This window comes from Methylobacterium hispanicum, assembly GCF_022179285.1.
GTDB classification, from domain to species: domain Bacteria; phylum Pseudomonadota; class Alphaproteobacteria; order Rhizobiales; family Beijerinckiaceae; genus Methylobacterium; species Methylobacterium hispanicum.
Map to the genome: position 1 here is coordinate 314,094 of NZ_BPQO01000002.1, position 16,265 is coordinate 330,358.

The 16,265-nt window shown below is 72.7% G+C and carries 20 protein-coding genes; 10 read left to right on the plus strand and 10 right to left on the minus strand.

All coding sequences use genetic code 11. The features are described 5' to 3' along the window. Positions 1 to 60 precede the first annotated feature (60 nt). Positions 61 to 1,395 (minus strand): S41 family peptidase, encoded by a 1,335-nt coding sequence (locus MFF56_RS03555; RefSeq protein ID WP_082773028.1) that lies wholly within the window; start codon positions 1,393 to 1,395, stop codon positions 61 to 63. 145 nt (positions 1,396 to 1,540) lie between these two features. On the opposite strand from MFF56_RS03555, the gene MFF56_RS03560 reads away from it, so the two are divergent. Together MFF56_RS03560 and MFF56_RS03565 are read left to right on the plus strand one after the other, a co-directional pair. Continuing rightward, the gene (locus MFF56_RS03560) at positions 1,541 to 2,401 is read left to right on the plus strand and encodes a universal stress protein (RefSeq protein WP_238229479.1); all 861 of its coding nucleotides are present in this window, start codon (positions 1,541 to 1,543) and stop codon (positions 2,399 to 2,401) included. A gap of 17 nt (positions 2,402 to 2,418) precedes the next feature. Beyond that, positions 2,419 to 2,634 (plus strand): hypothetical protein, encoded by a 216-nt coding sequence (locus tag MFF56_RS03565; RefSeq protein ID WP_066923568.1) that lies wholly within the window; start codon positions 2,419 to 2,421, stop codon positions 2,632 to 2,634. 230 nt (positions 2,635 to 2,864) lie between these two features. Here MFF56_RS03565 and MFF56_RS03570 read toward each other — a convergent pair whose 3' ends face one another. After that, on the minus strand, positions 2,865 to 3,677 hold the full coding sequence (locus tag MFF56_RS03570; RefSeq protein WP_066923565.1) for a universal stress protein: 813 nt from the start codon (positions 3,675 to 3,677) through the stop codon (positions 2,865 to 2,867). Between the two features lie 97 nt (positions 3,678 to 3,774). After that, the gene (locus MFF56_RS03575) at positions 3,775 to 5,697 is read right to left on the minus strand and encodes a heavy metal translocating P-type ATPase (RefSeq protein WP_066923562.1); all 1,923 of its coding nucleotides are present in this window, start codon (positions 5,695 to 5,697) and stop codon (positions 3,775 to 3,777) included. 194 nt (positions 5,698 to 5,891) lie between these two features. Here MFF56_RS03575 and MFF56_RS03580 point away from each other — a divergent pair, with 194 nt between their 5' ends. After that, entirely contained in the window at positions 5,892 to 6,710 is an 819-nt protein-coding gene (locus tag MFF56_RS03580) for a putative universal stress family protein (RefSeq protein ID WP_238229480.1), read from the plus strand. 64 nt (positions 6,711 to 6,774) lie between these two features. Here the strand turns inward: MFF56_RS03580 and MFF56_RS03585 are convergent, their stop codons facing one another. From MFF56_RS03585 to MFF56_RS03595, 3 genes are all read right to left on the minus strand, one after another. Then, complete coding sequence (locus MFF56_RS03585) at positions 6,775 to 7,602, minus strand: Crp/Fnr family transcriptional regulator (protein ID WP_066923823.1); 828 nt, start codon at positions 7,600 to 7,602, stop codon at positions 6,775 to 6,777. Positions 7,603 to 8,189: 587 nt separating this feature from the next. Further along, a complete protein-coding gene (locus tag MFF56_RS03590) occupies positions 8,190 to 8,381 on the minus strand; it encodes a hypothetical protein (RefSeq protein ID WP_066923821.1) in 192 nt (63 codons plus the stop codon). 248 nt (positions 8,382 to 8,629) lie between these two features. Further along, positions 8,630 to 9,127 (minus strand): hypothetical protein, encoded by a 498-nt coding sequence (locus MFF56_RS03595; RefSeq protein WP_066923819.1) that lies wholly within the window; start codon positions 9,125 to 9,127, stop codon positions 8,630 to 8,632. 269 nt (positions 9,128 to 9,396) lie between these two features. Here MFF56_RS03595 and MFF56_RS03600 point away from each other — a divergent pair, with 269 nt between their 5' ends. After that, entirely contained in the window at positions 9,397 to 9,696 is a 300-nt protein-coding gene (locus MFF56_RS03600; protein WP_066923817.1) for a hypothetical protein, read from the plus strand. Positions 9,697 to 10,393: 697 nt separating this feature from the next. Here MFF56_RS03600 and MFF56_RS03605 read toward each other — a convergent pair. After that, complete coding sequence (locus tag MFF56_RS03605) at positions 10,394 to 10,879, minus strand: hypothetical protein (RefSeq protein WP_238229481.1); 486 nt, start codon at positions 10,877 to 10,879, stop codon at positions 10,394 to 10,396. 170 nt (positions 10,880 to 11,049) lie between these two features. Further along, on the minus strand, positions 11,050 to 11,511 hold the full coding sequence (locus tag MFF56_RS03610) for a hypothetical protein (RefSeq protein ID WP_238229482.1): 462 nt from the start codon (positions 11,509 to 11,511) through the stop codon (positions 11,050 to 11,052). Positions 11,512 to 11,679: 168 nt separating this feature from the next. On the opposite strand from MFF56_RS03610, the gene MFF56_RS03615 reads away from it, so the two are divergent. Continuing rightward, entirely contained in the window at positions 11,680 to 11,973 is a 294-nt protein-coding gene (locus MFF56_RS03615; protein ID WP_238229483.1) for a hypothetical protein, read from the plus strand. Between the two features lie 149 nt (positions 11,974 to 12,122). On the opposite strand, the gene MFF56_RS03620 is transcribed toward MFF56_RS03615, so the two are convergent. After that, a complete protein-coding gene (locus tag MFF56_RS03620; RefSeq protein ID WP_238229484.1) occupies positions 12,123 to 12,698 on the minus strand; it encodes a hypothetical protein in 576 nt (191 codons plus the stop codon). 155 nt (positions 12,699 to 12,853) lie between these two features. Here MFF56_RS03620 and MFF56_RS03625 point away from each other — a divergent pair, with 155 nt between their 5' ends. Genes MFF56_RS03625 through MFF56_RS03635 form a run of 3 tightly spaced genes read left to right on the plus strand, consistent with a single transcriptional unit; the run spans position 12,854 to position 13,835 of the window. Beyond that, positions 12,854 to 13,267 carry a hypothetical protein gene (locus MFF56_RS03625; RefSeq protein ID WP_238229485.1) on the plus strand — a complete coding sequence of 138 codons (414 nt, stop codon included), beginning with the start codon at positions 12,854 to 12,856 and terminating at the stop codon, positions 13,265 to 13,267. Positions 13,268 to 13,278: 11 nt separating this feature from the next. After that, positions 13,279 to 13,596 carry a hypothetical protein gene (locus tag MFF56_RS03630; protein WP_238229486.1) on the plus strand — a complete coding sequence of 106 codons (318 nt, stop codon included), beginning with the start codon at positions 13,279 to 13,281 and terminating at the stop codon, positions 13,594 to 13,596. Beyond that, entirely contained in the window at positions 13,593 to 13,835 is a 243-nt protein-coding gene (locus tag MFF56_RS03635; RefSeq protein ID WP_238229487.1) for a hypothetical protein, read from the plus strand. The genes MFF56_RS03630 and MFF56_RS03635 overlap by 4 nt, the downstream gene beginning before the upstream one ends. Before the next feature lie 39 nt (positions 13,836 to 13,874). On the opposite strand, the gene MFF56_RS03640 is transcribed toward MFF56_RS03635, so the two are convergent. Continuing rightward, positions 13,875 to 14,483, minus strand: coding sequence for a metallophosphoesterase (locus tag MFF56_RS03640; RefSeq protein WP_238229488.1), 609 nt, complete (start codon positions 14,481 to 14,483; stop codon positions 13,875 to 13,877). A 238-nt stretch (positions 14,484 to 14,721) separates the two neighbouring features. Between MFF56_RS03640 and MFF56_RS03645 the strand changes: the two genes are divergently transcribed. After that, entirely contained in the window at positions 14,722 to 15,393 is a 672-nt protein-coding gene (locus MFF56_RS03645; RefSeq protein WP_238229489.1) for an HNH endonuclease, read from the plus strand. An 86-nt stretch (positions 15,394 to 15,479) separates the two neighbouring features. After that, complete coding sequence (locus MFF56_RS03650; protein WP_238229554.1) at positions 15,480 to 16,238, plus strand: DNA methyltransferase; 759 nt, start codon at positions 15,480 to 15,482, stop codon at positions 16,236 to 16,238. Positions 16,239 to 16,265: the final 27 nt, after the last annotated feature.

The window sequence follows — 16,265 nt, forward strand, 5'->3', positions numbered from 1 at the left end:
TGGGCGCGGCCGCGCGCGTCATGGGCGCGGCCGCGCGCGTCATGGGCGCGGCCGCGCGCGTCATGGGCGCTCCACGGCGGCGATCCGGATCCGTTCGAGCGCGGCGCGAAGCTGCCGGTCCCGCGCCGGATCCAGATCGAGATCCGGCACGACGCCGCCGCGCAGCCCGTCCTCGCGGGTCGGGCGCGATGAGCCGGGCCGGGCCGGGCCGGGCTCCCGCCCGCGCGGGCCGGCCGCCGCCTCGGCGGCGACCACGTGGTCGGGCTCGATGCCATGCCCCTCGATCCGCCGGCCGGACGGCCTCACGGCCCAGGCCGTCGTGATGTGTAATCCGCGTCCGCCGGGATGCGCGAAGGTCGATTGCACGGCGCCCTTCCCGTAGGTGCGCGTCCCGACGACGGTGGCGCGCTGATGGTCCTGAAGCGCGCCCGCGACGATCTCGGCGGCGGAGGCGGTCTCGCGATCGACGAGCACCACCATCGGGAGGCCGCCGATCAGGTCGCCCGCCGGCCCGTCCAGGGCGAACCGCTCGACCGATCCGGGACCGCGTCCGACGAGGCGCACGATCTCGCCCCGCCCGAGGAAGGCTCCGGCGACGGCCGCGGCCTGGACGACGAGGCCGCCCGGGTTTCCGCGCAGGTCCAGGACGAAGCCGGTGAGGCGGTCGCGCCCGATCTCGGCCTTGAGACGCGCGATCGCCGTGAGCAGGCGCCCGCCCGTGCGGTCGTCGAAATGATCGAGCGCGATGTAGGCGACCGTATCGAGGGCAAGGATGCGGACGGGGTGGAGCGGCAGCCACGCCCGCGTCAGGGTGACCTCGGCGGCGGTGGCCTCGCCCGGGCGGGCGACCCGCAGGCGAACGCGCGACCCGGGCTCGCCGCGGAGGCGCCCGACGACCTCAGCGGCGCCGAGTCGCCGGACGGGGCTGCCGTCGATCCGCTCGATGACGGTGCCGGCCGTGAGGCCGGCGGTCGCCGCGGGCGTGCCGGGGACCGTGCGCTCGATTCTGCCCTCCGCCCCGATCTCGACCCCGATCCCGGAATAGCCTCCGACATTCTGCTCGCCCAGGCGGGAGAGCTCGTCCGCGGTCAGGTAGCGCGCGTAGGGGTCCAGGGCGGCGACCATTCCGGAGAGCGCCGCCTCGACGAGGCGATCCGGGCCGCGCCGGTCCGCGGCCCGCGACAGCACGGCGTGCAGCGCGTCTCCGAAGATCGCGGCCTCCCGATAGGGCGTGTCGGCGCGCGGCGGCCGGGCGCCGACGCCCTGCGCGACCGCGACCGCCAGGTGGGCGCCGGCAGCACCGGCGACCATGGCGGCCGCGAAGAGCGCCAGCCCCCCCGCGCGGCCGGCCGGCGTCCGGCCCGCCGCGGGCCTGTCTCGGATCGATCGCGGCATGCTCCGGGCCCGCACTTCTGGCACGGGCGCAGGACTCGCCCCGGACCCGGCCCGCCGCCTTGAGCTGGGTCAATGTCGGTACGTCCCGGCGGGCGCAGCCTCGATGTCGAGAGCCGGCGCGGAACGGCTCCTGCGGAGAGGCGCCATGACCCGGGACCGATCACCCGCGCTCGCCGACATCCACGACGTGCAGGTCGTCGTCGTCGAGGAAGAGCGGGGCGGTACATCCCCGGCCGCGATCGGCTTCGGGCTGACGCTCGCGAAAGCGGCGGGGGCCCACCTGACGATCCAGTCCGCCGCGCGTCGCCTGACCTTCGACAACCCATGGGGCGGCGGCTTCGACGACGGCGCCGTTGAGGCCGGGAACAGGCGCCTCGACGCGCTGGCCCGCGCCACCGCCGTGCGCGCCGCGGGCGACGCGGCCCAGGCGGGCGTGGTCTGCACGACCGAGGCGCCAAGCGTCAGCTTCCCGGAAATCCTTGCCCGGCTCATCGCCCGTGCGCCTCTCTACGACCTCACGGTCCTGGATGCCGACCCGTCCGCGTTCGACACGCACCGGATGCTGATCGAGGGCGCCATCCTCGAGAGCGGGCGCCCGGTGATCGTGGTGCCGCCGGCCCACACGGCCTTCGCGGCCCGGCGCATCCTGCTGGCCTGGGACGGCAGCGCCCAGGCCGCGCGCGCCGCCAACGACGCCCTGCCCTTCCTGCGCGCCGCCGAGGCCGTCGAGATCGTGGCCGTCGCGACCGAGGCCGAGATCCACGCAAGCCTCCCCGGCGCCGAGTTCGCCCCCCACCTCGCCCGCCACGGCGTGCGCGTCGCCGTCACCGACCTGCCCCGCGCCGGCGACGTCGCCGACACCCTGCGCGCCCAGGCAGGCCGCCTGCGCGCCGACATGATCGTCATGGGCGCCTACCATCACGCCCGGGTCCGCGAATTCCTCTTTGGAGGCGTCACACGAGCCCTCCTGCACGACAGCCCCGCACCCCTCTTCCTCAGCCATTGAGCCCTGGCAGGTCGGCGATGCTCAAGCGAACCCGCTCCAGAACCGGCGCCGCCACCCGGACGGCGCGCAAGCGCAACCTTCCGCGCCGGTCGCCCCGCCCGAAACCCGGCCTCGATCGCCCCGATCTGCCGGACCGCGCGCAGACCGGCCCGGCAAACAGCATGGATTGGGCGGATCCGCTGAGCGCGGAGGAGCGTCGCGCGCTGGAAGCGGGCTGGAGCTTCGTCGAGTGATCGGCGGGCGCCCTCGCAGGGTGCGCCCCGCGATGCAGGATCCGCCGCCGTCCGCGGCGGGCTCGGCCGCTCCGACCGACCTCGGCGACGCAGCGTCCGACGGTCGGCGGTGAGGTTCGCGGCGGTGGGCGGGCGCGGCACGATGGGCGGAAGGGCGGGCGCGCGGCGAACGAGACGCCAGCCCCCGCGCCGGGGCACCCGCACGAGCATCCCGCCGAGGACGCGCCAGCTCAGTGGCTCATCAGGCAGCACAGGGTCGTGCGGTCGAGGAAATCGCGCGTGACGCCGCCGAAGATCCACTCGCGCAGGCGGGAACGACCGTAGGCGCCCATCACGACGAGGTCGGCCTCCTGCCGCAGGGCGAAGTCGAGGATCTCGTCGCTCTCGCGCATGGCGGTCCGCAGGAGATGCGTGGTCACCTGGGCGCCGTGCCGGGCGAGATGCCCGGCGACGTCCTCCGCCCCCTCCCGGTGGGCATCGGGGCCGACGCTCACTACGAGGACGTGGTCCGCCTCGCGCAGGAAGGGCAGGGCGGCCGACACCGCCCGCCGCGCCGCCGGACCGTCCTTCCAGGCGACGACGACGCGCGTCCCCTTCAGGCCGGCGAGGCGGGGCGGAACGACGAGGACGGGCCGGCCGGCCTCCATCAGCACCGGCCCCGGGGGGACGCCGAGGGGACCGGGATCCGCGTCCTCCGCGCCGCGCCGCCCGACGACGACGAGGTCCGCGACGCGCGCCTGCTCGACGAGGTGCGTGAGCGGGCCGGCGAGGGCGGGGCACCACTCCGTGCGGATCCCGTCGCCCGCGCCGCTCTCGAAGAGCGGGCGCACGCGCGCGAGGATCTCGCGCACCTCCGCCCTGTTGCGCTCCTCCTGCTCGAGGGCGTCCTGGATGTCGCGCACCAGCAGGGGCGTCGGCACCGCGTGGCCGGCCGCGCCCGTGAGGATGGCCCCGAACCGCCGCGCCACGCCGGCGGCGAGCCTGATCCGGTCCGGGGCCGCCTCGCCGAGATCGGCGGACACGAGGACGTTCGCGTAATCCATGGCCACCTCCGTCGCGCGTCGCGGCCGACGGGTGGAGCCTAAGGCTCGGCCGGGGCCGTCCACCTTGATCCATCGCAAGCCGCTCCGCCCGCCCGGCTCAGGCCCCGACCGGCCGCGGCGACGGCTCGGGGCCGGCCCCGGTGCCGCCGAGGACCCGCATGGCGTTGAGGACGACCGCGACGTCGATCACCTCCTGAAGCAGCGCGCCCTGTATGGGCGAGAGGTAGCCGAGCGCCGCCGCCGTCATGCCGGCGAGCGAGAGCCCGAGCCCCGCCGCCACGCTCTGGACCGCGATGACGCGGGCCCGCCGGGCGATCCGGATGGCCTCGGGCAGCGGCGCGAGGCTGTCGACCAGGAGGACGACGTCCGCCGCCTCGGCCGCCGCCGCCGCGCCCCGGGCGCCGAGCGCGACGCCGAGGTCGGCGGCCGCCAGGGCGGGCGCGTCGTTGACCCCGTCGCCCACCATCATCACGGGGCCGTTCCGCCGCTCGGCGGCCACGATGTCGGTCTTGTCCGCGGGATCGAGATCCGCCGCGACGGCGTCGATGCGAAGCCCGGCCGCCAGTGCCTCCGCCACGGCACGCCGGTCCCCCGTCGCGAGCACCACACGCGAGACGCCGCAGGCGCGCAGAGCGTCGAGCGACCGGCCGCCGTCCCGCCGCAGCGGGTCGGCGAACGTGAGGATCGCGGCGGGGCTGCCGTCGATGGCGACCAGCACCGTCGCCGAGGCGGCGGGTTCGTCCCGCTCCTCCTCGATCCGCGGGAAGGCACCGGCATGCTCGCGCAGGAGGCGCGGTCCGCCGACCACGACGCGCCGGCCCGCCACGATGCCGGCGACCCCCGCGCCGGGGATCTCGGCGACCGCCTCCGGCCGGGAAAGCGCGAGGCCGCGCCCGCGCGCCTCGGAGACCAGGGCGCGGGCCATCGGATGGCCGGAGGCCTGCTCGAGGCTGGCAGCAAGCCCCAGCGCCTCCACCTCCTCGAAGGGGGGTAGGGTGCGCACCGAGACCAGTCGGGCGGCGCCGTGCGTGAGGGTGCCGGTCTTGTCCACCACCAGTACGCGGATTCCGGCCAGCGTCTCCAGGGCGCCCCCGCCCTTGATGAGGACGCCGATGCGCGCGGCGCGCGAGAGGCCGGAGACCAGGGCGACGGGCACGGCCAGGATCAGCGGGCACGGAGTGGCGACGACCAGGACCGCGAGGGCCCGCAACGGGTCGCCCGCCGCGACCCAGGCGGCCCCGGCCATGAGGAGCGTCACGCCCAGAAAGGCGAGGCCGTAGCGATCCGCCATGCGCGCCATCGGGGCCTTCCGGGACCGGGCCGCCTCGACGAGGCGGACGATCCCCGCATAGGTGCTGTCGGCCGCGGCGCGCTCGGCGAGAAGCGTGAAGGGCGCGCCGACGTTCACCGACCCGCTCAGCACGGGCGCGCCCCGCTCGATGGCGACGGGCAGCGCCTCGCCGGTCAGGCTCGACTGGTCGAGCACGGCGCGGCCCGCGGCGACGCGGCCGTCCACCGGCAGGACGTCGCCGACGCGCACGAGGACGCGGTCTCCCGGTGCCAGCGCCCCGAGCGGCACCTCGGTGAGCCTGCCGTCCGCCTCCCGCAGGGCGGAGCAGGGCTGGCGCGCGATCAGAGCCGTCATGGATCGCTCGGCGCGCCCGGCCGCGTAGGCCTCCAGCGACTGGCCGCCCGCGTACATGAGGGCGATGACGACGCCGGCCAGCGGCTGCGACAGGGCGAGCGCCCCGCCCATCGACAGCAGGGCGACGAGGTCGAGTCCGACATCGCCCCGCGCGAGGCCGGCAACCACCTGCGCGGCGAGCGCGGCCAGGATCGCCAGCGTCGCCAGCGTCCAGGCCCAGTTCGCGGCGCCGGGTTGGCCGAGCGCCTGCGCCGACAGGCCGACGCAGAGGCCCGCCAGCGGCACGACCGCCAGCCAGCGGCGCAGGCGCGGGCCCCATTCGGCGAGGGTCGGCCCTGCGATCCCGGTCGCGCCCGTCGCCGATGCCGTCGTCATGCCCGCGTCCGCTCCGGCTGCCGCGCCCTCGCAAGGCTCCCACCGGACCGTCGCGGCGCCTTGTGCTGGATCAAGGCGGACGCGACCGCGCTCGCCTTATTCGCGGATCCGCGTCGGCTTGCGTCAGATCAAAGCCGTGCCGGGTTCCGGCCCGCAGCATGACGGCGATCCATCGCGGGTCCGGGGAGGGCACGATGACGTACGCGAGCATCATGGTGGGCGTCGATGACGGGCTCCACGCCTCGGCACGGGTGCGCCTGGCCGCCGATGTCGCGCAGCGCTTCGGCGCCCGCCTCCTCGGGGCCGCCGCCTGCCTGCCGGACTATCCGCAGAGCTACGGCGAGACGGCCGCACCCATGGGCCTCGTCATCGAGGAGATCCGGCAGGCGGCCCTGGACAAGCTCGCGGGCGCCGAGCGGGCCTTCCGCGCGGCCTCGTCCCTGGCTGACCGCACGGTGTGGCGCTCCGACCTCGCCGGCCCGGTCCCGTTCCTCGCGCGTCAGTCACGGGCGGCGGATCTCGTCGTCCTCGGTCGCTACGCGGACGACGAGGGCGTTTCACCCGGCATGACGGTCGGCGTCGGGGACGCGCTGATGGGGCTGGGACGGCCCGTCCTGGTGGTCCCGGCCGGCACGGGACATCTCGACGCCGCGCGCGTCGTCATCGGCTGGAAGAACACGCTCCAGACGCGCCGGGCGATCTCCGACGCCATGCCGTTTCTCCGCCGCGCCGAGGCCGTCCAGGTGTTCAGCGTCGCCGACCCCGCCGACCGCTCGGACGTGGAGGACGTGGTCGGCTACCTCGCCCTGCACGACGTCAGCGCGAGCGCGCACGTCGCCGCGCCGTCCGGCTGGAGCGTCGCCGACGACCTGCAGCGGGCGGCGCGCCATTTCCGCGCGGACCTGATCGTGGCGGGCGGGTACGGCTACGGCCGCCTGCGCGAATGGTTCTTCGGCGGCGTGACGCGCGACCTGCTGGAGAGGACGCCGGTCTGCTGCCTGATGTCCCACTGACGAACCCACCGCTGCGCCCGGTGCGGGAAGCCGGGCCGCGCCCCCCGGATCCCGCCGCCCCCGCTCAGCCGCGCATCGGGCCCCGCCGGACGGCCGCGAAGCCCCGCGCATCGGGGCGCTCGCCGAAGACGGACACGCCCGGCGCGCCCGCCTCCGACGGGGCCGCCGTCGCGCCGTCGGAGAGGTGCAGGTAGCCCGGATGGAAACCCGCGAAGGCGGCGAGGCGGGCGAAGTCGGGCACCGTCACGACGCCTTTGGCCAGCTTGATGAGGTGGCCCTCCTGGAGGGCGTGGAGCACCCGGTTCACGTGTACGGTGGAGACCGCGGTGATGTCGGCCAGCGTCACCTGCCGTATCCCGTTCGAGAACACCTCGTGCTCGTCGCAGCCCGAAGCGCGCTGTCGCGCGAGGATCTCGCAGATGGCGTGCGCGATCCGCCGCTCGGCATCCCGGCCGGCGTTGACGAGCCATTCCTGCGCGATACTCAGCTCCACCACCGACAGCCACCACAGGGCGAGCCCGATGCGCGGATAAGCCCTGACCAGCGTCGCCAGCGTGCCGAGCGGGACGTCGGCGACCACGCAGGCCGACAGCGCCCCCACGGTGCTCGTGACCGTGCGCGGCACCAGCAAAGGGACCCCGCAGAACTCTCCCGGGAAGTAGAGGGCGATGATGCAGCGCGTGCCGTCCGGCAGCATCTCGTAACGGCAGGCGACGCCGCTCACGATCAGGTGCGCGCCGTCATGGTCGCGGGTCCCGCGGATGTCCGCACGGGCCGGAACCTGCCGCCGTTGCGGCTTCAGGCCGAGGAGGACCTGCCGCTCCGGCGCACCGAGCAGCCCGGCCCGGTCCAGCCGGCGCGTGAGGCCTGCGAGTATGGCGTGCAACGGCATCCGGATGCCCTCAGGACGGCGTGTCCGCGATGCCCTGCGCGGTCTGCGGCTGTCGCGGGCGCCGTGCCGGGCGGCGAAGGGTCGGCGACCCGTCGCCAACGTCGACGGCCGGGCGCGATCTGCTCGTCATGGGGTCGGTTCCAGCTGTCCAGCCGCGGTCGATCCGCTGGCAGGATCCTGTCCCCCCGCGTTCGAAGCCGCCTTGCGATGGATCAATCGACCGCGGTCTCGCGCGCCCGGAAGAGGGACGGCCGGCCCGATCGGGCGGGAATCGTGGACAGGGGGAGCCGGCACGCCTCGCGGGCATCGGCCGGATCCCGTGCGACGCTCCCCGCAAGCGACGCTCCCCGCAAGGGGCGAGGAGGCGATCCGAGAGGGTGGCTCGGATCGCCTTGCACGCGCTGCCCCGGTGTTGAGACGGTGACCGGCAGCTCGCTGTCCGAGCTAGGTTGTCATGGTTAACGAAACGTTTCCGCGAAACGCCGCGGCGTCCGGCAGGACGGGCGGCGGAGAGCGGCGAAACGGTCCCGGTGGCCGCGGGAGAACGACGGATCCCGCGCGCGCGGATCCGGTGACGGAACGGCCGTTCAGTCCCAGTCGATGTCCAGGGAGCGCTCGAAAGCGACGGCGCCCATCTCACGACCCTTCGGGTCCAGGACCACCACGTCGCGGAACCCACGGCGCTGGAGTTCCCAGGTCTTCTCCATCGCCTGTTCGTCGGTTCCGCAAGCGAAGGTCATGACCCGGCCGGACGGATCCGTCCCTCTCACCTTGTACACGACGTGCTCCTCGAACGGCCTGCGGCTGAGACAGAACGCTTCGGCGGATGCGGGGTTCTTCCCGGATCGCCGAACCACGCCACGATGCCGAGCGCGGACGGTATCGGAGTCGTCGCTGCCCGTACAGGTCGAGGGCCGGGGCAATCCGCGAAGCCTGCAGGATCGCGGGGTGCGGGCAGGGAGGCGGGACACGGCGTCACTCCCCGTGACCCGCGGGCGGAAGCCCCGGCGGCCCGGACGCGCGGGCGTCAGCGCTTCGAGGCCTTCTGCGCCGGGAGCTTGACGTCGCCCTTCCACTCACCCGTGAAATCGGTCCTCGAGACGTAGGCGAGCGAGAAGGTCCCGCTGCCCTTCACGCCCTTGAACTCGCCGGTACTCGACTTGTCCCGGTAGGTTCCGGTCGCGGTCACGCGACCCTGAGCATCCGTCGTCACCGTGCCGCGGTAGGTGCTCGAGGTCGATCCGGCCGGTGTCGTGAAGGTGATCAAGCCCTCGACGGGTCCCTGACCGTTCGTCAGCGTCGCGGTCTCGGTCCATTGAACCGTCGCCCCATCCAGCGGCGTGCCGGGACCGGTGTTCACGCCGGTCGCCTTCTGTTGAATTCGGATCTGATCGGGTCCGATCGGCTGCGGCGTCTGGCTCTCCACGCGGCCCGTGTACGAGCCGCCCATCGGCATCGCCTCGGCGATTCCGACAGGGATGATCAGGGCACAAAGGGCGGCCGTCGCACTCAATGACTTGAGCATCGCACTCTCCTCCAGTTGATTGTATTGTTGAGTACTCACTGCACAGCGACTTACTTCAAACATTAAAAACACAATATCGATATCAGTCAAACCGTGGGCGATCGGCCCGCGGATCCCCCCGCCATCGACACGTCGGCGCCTGGGGCCATCGAGGACTTGCGCGAGGACGGCGGCGCGCCCGCCGGCCTCACGGTCCCCGCGCCGGGCGCGGCTGAACCCTCGGGGATCTCAGGGGTTGGGCTCCGATTGCGGAGGGCGGAGCAGCATCGATGCGGAACCTCAAGGCCTTCGCCGTCGTCGCCACGCTCGTGCTGGCCGACCCGGCCGCGGCGCAGGTCGTCACCGGCGGCGCGGGCAATACCGGTGTCCGAGCCCCCGCCGGGACGGGTGGCGTGCGCCCCGACGATCGTGATCTCGGGCCGAGACCGCCCCGTGCAGGAAACACGGCGAACCCGAGCAATTCGCCCGTTCCCGGGACGACGCCGGGCGTCGATATCGGCGGAACGCAGACGAGCGGACCGCCGGGCACAGGGGGGACCGCCGGAGGTCCAACGATCGGCAACCGGTGAGGGTGGAGCGGGCGGGTGCCTCAGCAGTCTCCGCCACCGCCGGAGGATCCGACGTCACAGGTCGACGGGTTGAAGGAGGCCGGGGGGACCCAAGCCTGGCCGCCCGTCCCGGAGCAGGATGCCGAGGCTGCGACGTTGGCTCCGATCCAGTCGCCTTCGCTTGTGCCGCTCGGCCGGAGGTCTCGCGCCATCGCGCGCTCGCGGCGCTGCCAGAGGCGGAGCTGAAGCTTGTGGAGCCAATCGGATACCATCGGCGGCCCTCCCCAGGATCGGGGGCCATCCTGGTCCGTCCGCGCCGCGATCTCAACCGCGGAGGCGAGCCGGCAAAGCCTGCCGCGACCCGCAGGCAACGTCGATCCGTCGGGCGGGTCCGCGAGAGCCATGGGATTTCTGGCCGCTCGCGCCCGGAGCGGCAGACTCGGTCCCGCGAAAGCCGCCGACATGCCGAGCGATCGAGGCTCGACGGCGCCCCTGGGGGGACCTGTAACGGACGTTGCTATGAGATCTCGGGATATTTGGTCGGAGTGGCAGGATTTGAACCTGCGACCCCCACGTCCCGAACGGGGGCGTGTGCCGACGGCGGTGTCTCTACGATGCCGCCGTCGGCAGCGCAAGGGGGTTTCTCTCGTCATCTCTCGTGACCCCAAATCACCTCCCCTAACGGCAACATGTTTGGTCGATGTTTGGTCGGTTCACGTTATGAGCTGCCCCCCGTGTCCCGTTCCAGGCCACGCCGGTGGGCGCCTTCCTCGTCCTCCTCAACCAGGGCCAGCCGGAGGCCCGGCGGGACGCGGTCGCGCCGGCCCATGCGGAGCTCAAGGACTACGGCCTTGACGTAATCGGGGTCCAGGTCGGGGCCGCCTGGGATATCCGAGATGCGCCGGCACCAAGCCTCGGCCCCGGCATGCGCCACCCGGGCGCGCAGAACCTCGCGGACGAGCTCGTCCGGCAGGTCCTCGGCGACCAGCGTCTCGCGGTACAGCTTCATCAGCCTGGCCTGGGCGGCCTCCATCCGGGTAAAGGCCTCGTTGTATTCTGGCGTCGCGATGAAGCGGCCGGAGCCGTCTGGCAGGCGGACGTTGCAGGCGGCCTCACGGAGTTCGAACCGGTTCCTGGCATCGGCGACCCGCCGCTGAGCCTTCTCTAACAGGAAGGCCCGCTCGGCCGTCGCCAGGTTCGTCATCTCTACCATGCTGCCCCCTCGATCATGCTTGGGGGACCGTGGACCAGCCCGAGTTACCGCTCCGTCTATGGGGGGCGGCCTGACATCGGGACGCGGCCATGGAAAAGGGGGCCTCTACTATGGTGGCGCCCCGTTACATCAGCACCCGGCCTTCGGATGCGTCCAGGATCTCAGGCCGCCGCGTCCGTCTTCGGGGTCTGCGGGGTGCCCAGCAGCCGCCCGGCGAGCATCAGGGCGGCGCTTTCCGCGCTCGCCCCCTTCTCCATCAGGACCACCTTGGCCTCCCCGAAGACGGGCAGCAGCGGGACGCGCAGCCCGCCGATGGCGCCCGCCAAAGCGACGGTGTCCTTCACCCCCATGCGGGCGAGGTGGGCGGCCAGCGCCGCCACGATGACGGCGTCGATGGAGGGCGTCTCCAGCAAGCCCGCCTCGCGGCGCTTGAGGCGTTCGACGCGCTTGCGCTCGGCGTCGTCGCGCCTGCGCTCGGCGGCCGCGGACGAGCCTGCCCGTCGGACACCCGCAGGCTTGGGAACCGGCAGCGGCCCGGGCCCGGGCGTGTCGAGGTCCTGATCGGCTCGCGCCTCGGCCAGCACCCCTTCCAGGAACTCGTCGCCGGCGTCGTCATCGTACATGGAGGCCCTCCCGGTCAGGAGGGGAGCATGCTGCGTCGGCCGGCAAGCCACCAGGCGGCCCCGGCCAGGGCTTCCTTTACCCTGCGCACAGGAAGGCCGTCGGGGACTCTTGGCGTCCGATTCGCGAGCTGCGATCTCTATCGAGCACGAACGACGGAGGCGGCCCTGATGACGCACTACCACACCAGCGCTCACCAAGTCGGGCAGGCCTTCGAGACCACCGCCTACGCCTTCGCCGGCGCCATCGGCTTCGCCCTCATCGCCGGCAAGATCGCCCGCGCGGAGCAGGCTGCCGCTGCCGCGGACGAGTGGCACGCCGTCGCCGCCCGCGTCCGCGCCGGACGTGTCGCAGTGGCCCGGACCCGGCAGGCGGACGCGTCCCGCGCCGAGGCCGCCCGGCAGGCCGACGACGAGCAGCGCATGCGCATCCTCATGCTCCGGGCACGTGCCGGCGCGGCATGAACTGATGCCATCACGGCATCGCCCAGGGGCGCGCAGCAAGAGTCAATGGCCGCAGGCAAGTCAGACGCGCTTTAGACTACGGATTCCAAAAATATATGAGCCCGCCTCGGTCCCCCGAGGCGGGCTCGCTGGTTTCGAGGGACGTCCGATCAGGCGGCGGCGAAGGCCGGGCTCGGCCGGTGGGACGCGTCCCGACGTCCGCGCTGGGGCTCGGCGTCCGGACGCGGCCGGGGCTTCGCCGCCGCGGCGAGGCGCTCTGCCTCCTCCTTCCGCCACTCCGCCATCGTAAGCGGCCGGGGCAGCGCGGCGAGCGGCCGGTCGCCGAGCAGATGCGCGCCGACATGGCGGGGCTCCAGCGACGCCAGCTTTAGCGCCTGTTCCGGGGAGAGCCGGTCTAGGTAGCGCCGCGCCGCATCGTCGAGGCACGCCGTCGCCGCGGGCGTTTGCCCGGGCAGAGGGGCCAGATGGGCGACGGCGGCGCGCCCCCATGCTGTCTGGACGTCGGCCGGCGCGGCGACGGGCTTGGCCTGAGCCGCCACGTCCTCCTGCGCGGCGGCCTCGATCTCGGCCATGGCCTCGGCCTGGGCGGCCGCGACGCCCGACGGCGGAGCGGTGACGGCCCGGGCGACCCAGCGGGCCCCATCCCAGACCATGCGGGGGGCGGCCGCCATCGCGGCCATGGCGGCCTTCATCACGGCAGCGATGAAGCGGGCAAACGAACGCACGAGATCCTCCTTCGGAAGTGACCCCGGCAAGGTGCGCCCGGACGACGAAAGCCACACGGCCCGAGGGGCCTTGCGGCATGCATCGCGAATCGTACTATTCACCCTATGCGGTCGGCCCTGCCGACCGCCCATCGCCGCAAGGGAGACCTCGGCACATGCGTCCCACCGCCCCCATCCTCTCACGTCCCGCCCACCGCCTCGAACAGGCCGACCGCGAGCGCATCGCCGACGCGCTCCACGCCGCCGGCGCCACGCCGGTCGTGCATGCCCGCATCGCGGCACCGTACGACGAGTACCCGCATCCGGAGCTCGACCTGGTCATCCAGGTCGATTGGCGCAGCACCCGCCCGATCAAGGCGGCGTGGATCGACTGGGCCCTGGAGCAGGACCTCGACATCGACGGGAAGATCGAGGTCCGCCTCCTCTACACGCATGCGCTGCCCGAGGGGCGCAAGCGCCGCGAGCGGGAGGGCCTCGGCGGCTTCGAGGTCGACCTTGCGCAGGTCCTGCTGGAGCGCGATCTCGCCGAGCTCGATGCCGACGACCGCGCCCTCGGGCTCTGCATCTGAAGGAGGCGACGGTGAACGACAACAACCCCATCGTCATCCACGACCTTGCAGCGCGCCGCGCGTCCCTGGGCGCGCTGCCCGCCATCCAGGTCCTGCGGTCCGCCCGAACCGAGGCCGATGCCAGGCGCGCCGCGGCCTCCATCGCGGCGGCCTGCACGCGCCCCCGCCCGGCCTGGTACCGCGAGGACCGGCCCGGGGACGTGTACCTCGGGACCCTTTCGTCGGGTGAGGTCCTGGCATGGGCCTGCGGCACGCCCGACGAGCCGTTGGAGTTGATCGCGTGGATCACGGAATGGTCGGGTTCGTGCGTCTGGAGGGCCGAGGCGTGAGGCCCGATCTGCTCGCGGCCGCCGGGGAGGCGCTGTTCGGTCCCGAGTGGCGCCGCCCCGTTGCGGCCGCTCTCGGCGTCGATGCACGCCTGGTTCAGCGGTGGGCCGCCGGGCAGCGGGATATCCCTGACACGGTGGCGCCGGCGCTGCTCGCCCTGCTCGGGCGGGAGGCGTCAGCGCTGGAGGCGCAGGCCCTTGCCCTGCGCCGGGCGGCCGCCGCCATCGAGGAAGCCGAATAGCCGAAGGGCCCCGGGACGCTCCCCGGGGCCCTCGTCGTTTCAGGCCTCCTCGGCCTCCCGCTTCGCCTTGGCCTCGCGCTCCTCGGCGATGCGGCGCTCCTCGTCGGTCTCGGGCGTCGCCGCCATGCGCTCCTGGATCTCCGCCAGGGACACCGGGCGATACCCCCAGGCGTCGACGCCGACGTCGAGCGAGCGGTTCGTGCCCGGCAGCTTGCCGTGCGAGTGCCCGTAGAGATGGAGCGCGCCGCGCCACGAGCCGTTCCAGGTCCGTAGGGCATAGTGGCAAAGGACGAGGCGAACCTGGTCAACATGGATGGTCCGCAGGTCCGCCGGCGGGGACGCCCAGCCGAGCTCCAGGTGGCGGTCGCCATCGTGGTTGCCGATGATGAGATGCAGCTTCCCGTTCAACCGGGAGAAGATCTCCCGGCACCGCTCGGCCGACGAGTTCATGGCGAAGTCGCCGAGGAAGAACACGTCGTGCCCCGGCCGGACGCGCGAGTTCCAGGCGTGCACCAGGTCGTCGTCGTGGCGGGCGATGTCGTCCCAGGGGCGGTTCTCCATCCGGAGAATCCCGCGGTGCCCGAAATGGGTGTCGGCGGTGAACCAGGTGGTCGAACCGGCGAAGTGGTTGTGCTTGGTCTTGGACATGAAGGCAGCCTCCGTAGCGGGGGGCTGCGCGCATGGCGTCACGCCCCGGGGGTCGGTCTCAGGCGGGGGTGGCGTATGCGTTTCACGGCGGGCCTCATGGGCTTCGGTGAGAGAGGGATCGCAGCTCGCGCCGGGGGCGGCAAGCGGCGCTTGGGGTCGTGGTTACGTAATCCCTGGACGGTTCGCCTTGGCCTCAGTCGCAACGGTCCGTTAACCATGACTCGGCCAGCTTGGCCGCATGATACCGAAGGCGAAAATTCATTCTGACGACCCGGCCACGGGCTACCGGCAGGCTTCGGTCAGTAAGCGCATCCTGGCGCTGTTCCTGGCGAACGTCGGCAAGGTCGTCACCCGCGAGCAGATCCAGAAGGCGGCCACGAACCCGGAGACTGGGCTGATCCCGGAGAATTGGCACCAGCGGCTTTCCGAGCTCCGCACCGATTCCGGATACACCATCCTGGCCAAGCGCGACTGGCCCGAACTCGCCGCCTCCGAGTATGTCATGCCGACGACCGACCAGCGGCCCACGGCGGCCAAGCGGGTCATGCCGACGGCCAAGACATGGGCCGAAGTGCTTCGCCGCGCTGGAAACTGCTGCCAATGGCGGGAGGACGGCCAGCCGTGCGGCCTGCGCGCCGGGGACATCGACCCCATTGGCGGGGGCACCGTCCGGTTGACGGCGGACCACACGACCCCGCACTCCATCAACCCGGCCGCGGACCCGAACGACCCCGAGGCATGGCAGGCCTTGTGCGCCCGCCACCAGGTCACGAAGAAGAACTATTGGGACAGCACCACCGGCAAGATGAACATTCTGGGGATCCTCCAAAACGCCAACCGACAGCAGAAGGGGGAGGCGCTAGGGTTCCTGCTCACGTATTTCGGGCTTGAGACCAAGCCCAAGGAGTGACGCGTTTGATCGAGGTTTGGAAGCCGCAGGACGTCGAGGACGCCATCGCCGAGATGAAGGCGTCGGGGCGGACCGTGAAGGTGACGATGCTCGACCCCTGGTACAACAAGGGGTTCGGAGGGGTCCGCGACGACTACGAAGACTACATATTCAGGTTGCTGCAGGGCGTCGCCGAATTCAGCGAGCACGTCTACCTGTGGGGCTTCCCTGAGATCATCGCGCCTTTCGTGAAGCGCGGCCCGCCTGGGCACAAGCTCGTCGCTTGGCTGACTTGGTACTACAAAAACAACCCCTCGGTGATCCGCGGCTGGCGGTCGAGCCAGAACGCCTGCTTGCACTTCAGCAAGCCGGACGCGAAGCTCTACCCCGAGCACTTCATGAACGCCGCTCAAATGGCGCTCAAGGAGCAGGGCAAGCTGCGGTACATGCCCGGCCCGACGAGCGTCATCGAAAGCGCGCTTCTGACAGGGTTCGTCGGGCGCGCCGAGCAGACCGGGCACCCGTCGCAGAAGCCGGAGGCGGTCTACGAGCCGCTCCTGATGATGACCTGCGTCGAGGGCGACCTGGTGTTCGACCCCATGTGCGGCTCCGGCACCACGGCCGCGGTGGCCCGGCGCCTGAAGCTGGAGGCTGTTCTGTCCGACATGAACCCCGAGTACGTCGCGATGGCAGAGCGCCGCGCCCAGGGTGCCCCGGGGCGGCCCCCTTCGGACGAACCGCCCGCCTATGACTTGGGCGGGGAGATCCCGGCGCCGCTGGTCGCGCCGAAGAAGTCGAAGAACGGGCGCGTTCCGACCGGCCGGCCGCGTGGTCGTCCGCGGAAGAACCCAATCGCGGCTGAGTAGCGCCTACGCGACTGCGCCGGAAATCTG

Coding starts and splice junctions, on each gene's coding strand:
- MFF56_RS03575 (WP_066923562.1), bottom strand. CDS start 5,697: ATGACGACGGCATCGGCGACGGGCGCGACCGGGATCGCAGGGCCGACC.
- MFF56_RS03615 (WP_238229483.1), top strand. CDS start 11,680: ATGACGCACTACCACACCAGCGCTCACCAAGTCGGGCAGGCCTTCGAG.
- MFF56_RS03650 (WP_238229554.1), top strand. CDS start 15,480: ATGCTCGACCCCTGGTACAACAAGGGGTTCGGAGGGGTCCGCGACGAC.
- MFF56_RS03605 (WP_238229481.1), bottom strand. CDS start 10,879: ATGACGAACCTGGCGACGGCCGAGCGGGCCTTCCTGTTAGAGAAGGCT.
- MFF56_RS03595 (WP_066923819.1), bottom strand. CDS start 9,127: ATGCTCAAGTCATTGAGTGCGACGGCCGCCCTTTGTGCCCTGATCATC.
- MFF56_RS03570 (WP_066923565.1), bottom strand. CDS start 3,677: ATGGATTACGCGAACGTCCTCGTGTCCGCCGATCTCGGCGAGGCGGCC.
- MFF56_RS03580 (WP_238229480.1), top strand. CDS start 5,892: ATGACGTACGCGAGCATCATGGTGGGCGTCGATGACGGGCTCCACGCC.
- MFF56_RS03610 (WP_238229482.1), bottom strand. CDS start 11,511: ATGTACGATGACGACGCCGGCGACGAGTTCCTGGAAGGGGTGCTGGCC.
- MFF56_RS03640 (WP_238229488.1), bottom strand. CDS start 14,483: ATGTCCAAGACCAAGCACAACCACTTCGCCGGTTCGACCACCTGGTTC.
- MFF56_RS03560 (WP_238229479.1), top strand. CDS start 1,541: ATGACCCGGGACCGATCACCCGCGCTCGCCGACATCCACGACGTGCAG.
- MFF56_RS03600 (WP_066923817.1), top strand. CDS start 9,397: ATGCGGAACCTCAAGGCCTTCGCCGTCGTCGCCACGCTCGTGCTGGCC.
- MFF56_RS03585 (WP_066923823.1), bottom strand. CDS start 7,602: ATGCCGTTGCACGCCATACTCGCAGGCCTCACGCGCCGGCTGGACCGG.
- MFF56_RS03625 (WP_238229485.1), top strand. CDS start 12,854: ATGCGTCCCACCGCCCCCATCCTCTCACGTCCCGCCCACCGCCTCGAA.
- MFF56_RS03645 (WP_238229489.1), top strand. CDS start 14,722: ATGATACCGAAGGCGAAAATTCATTCTGACGACCCGGCCACGGGCTAC.
- MFF56_RS03565 (WP_066923568.1), top strand. CDS start 2,419: ATGCTCAAGCGAACCCGCTCCAGAACCGGCGCCGCCACCCGGACGGCG.
- MFF56_RS03555 (WP_082773028.1), bottom strand. CDS start 1,395: ATGCCGCGATCGATCCGAGACAGGCCCGCGGCGGGCCGGACGCCGGCC.